This is a genomic window from Streptomyces sp. NPDC020801 (assembly GCF_044334385.1).
GTDB lineage: Bacteria > Actinomycetota > Actinomycetes > Streptomycetales > Streptomycetaceae > Streptomyces.
In genome coordinates, this window is sequence record NZ_JBIRST010000078.1 from 1 (window position 1) to 1397 (window position 1397).

Here is a 1397-nt window from a genome sequence, read left to right on the forward strand (position 1 = left end):
GTGCGTCACGTTCGTGAGGCGGTGCGTTTCGCCGATGGTGTGCGGACCCTGCGCGAGTCGGGTGTGACCACCTTCGTGGAGATCGGCCCCGGCGGCGTGCTCAGCGCGCTCGCCCAGGGTTGCGTGGACGGCGCCGTCACCGTGCCGGTGCTGCGTGCCGACCGCGCCGAGCCGCAGGCAGTCGTCACCGCGGTCGGGCAGCTCCACGTGCACGGGGTCTCCCCGGACTGGCACGCGTTCTTCCCCGGCGCGCGGACCGTCGACCTGCCCACTTACCCCTTCCAGCGTGAACGCTACTGGCTCGACGCGCCTCAGGCACCGGGCGACGTCCGGGCGGCCGGTCTCGGGACGGCGGACCACCCCCTGCTCGGTGCCGCGATCGCCACCGCCGACAGCGACGGAGTTCTGCTGACCGGGCTGATCTCCCTCGACACCCACCCGTGGCTCGCCGACCACGCTGTGAACGGGAAGGTTCTGCTGCCCGGCACCGCCTTCGTCGAGCTGGCCGTACGAGCGGGCGACGAGGCCGGCTGCGGCCAGATCGAGGAACTCACCCTGGAGATACCACTGGTGGTGCCCGAGCGCGTCGGCGTTATCCTGCAGGTGTCGGTCGGTGCTGAGGACGGATCCGGCCGACGGCAGCTGAGCGTTCATTCGCGCGTCGGGGACGGTTCGTGGGTGCGGCATGCGACGGGCGTGCTGTCCTCGGCGGAGGTATCCCCGGCGGCCGTGGGCGCATGGCCGCCTGCGGGTGCGGAGGCCGTCGATCTGATGACGTTCTACGAGGACTTGGCCGGAGCCGGTCTGGAGTACGGTCCGGTCTTCCAGGGCCTGCGGTCTGTTTGGCGCGGCGGGGAGGACGTCTTCGCCGAGGTCGAGCTGCCGGAGGAGGCGAGTGCCGACGCGGCTTCGTTCGCCGTTCACCCGGCGCTGCTGGACGCCGCCCTGCACGCCCTGGCCGCCGGCGGGCTGGTCTCCCTGGCCGACGGTCCTCAGCTTCCGTTCGCATGGTCCGGTGTCGCCGTCCAGGCGGCAGGCGCGGCCATGGTCCGGGTGAAGCTGTCGCGCAAGGGCGCCGATTCGGTGACGCTGGCCGTGGCCGACGGCGCCGGTGATCCGGTGGCCTCGGTCGACTCGCTGACACTGCGCGCCGTATCGCCGGAGCAGCTGCGCGGCGCCGGGGACGGCGACTCCCTGTTCGGGCTGGAGTGGACGCCGGTCGTACTGCCACCCGCCGAGGACGAGCTGGTCACCGAGGCCTTCGCGGACTTCGACGCACTGCGCGAGTCGACAGGCGAGCCGGACGTCGTCGTGGTGCCGTGCCCGGTGGGGTCGGGCGAGGGCACCGCACAACGGGTGCACACCGTCGTGGGCGGCGCTTTGGCGTTGGTGCAGTG

1 protein-coding gene is annotated in these 1397 nt (G+C 72.4%); it reads left to right on the forward strand.

Annotated elements, in window-relative coordinates; genetic code table 11:
• Positions 1–21 precede the first annotated feature (21 nt).
• On the forward strand, positions 22–1397 hold a 1376-nt coding region (locus tag ACH4UM_RS41770), incomplete at its 3' end, for a polyketide synthase dehydratase domain-containing protein (RefSeq protein WP_398191923.1).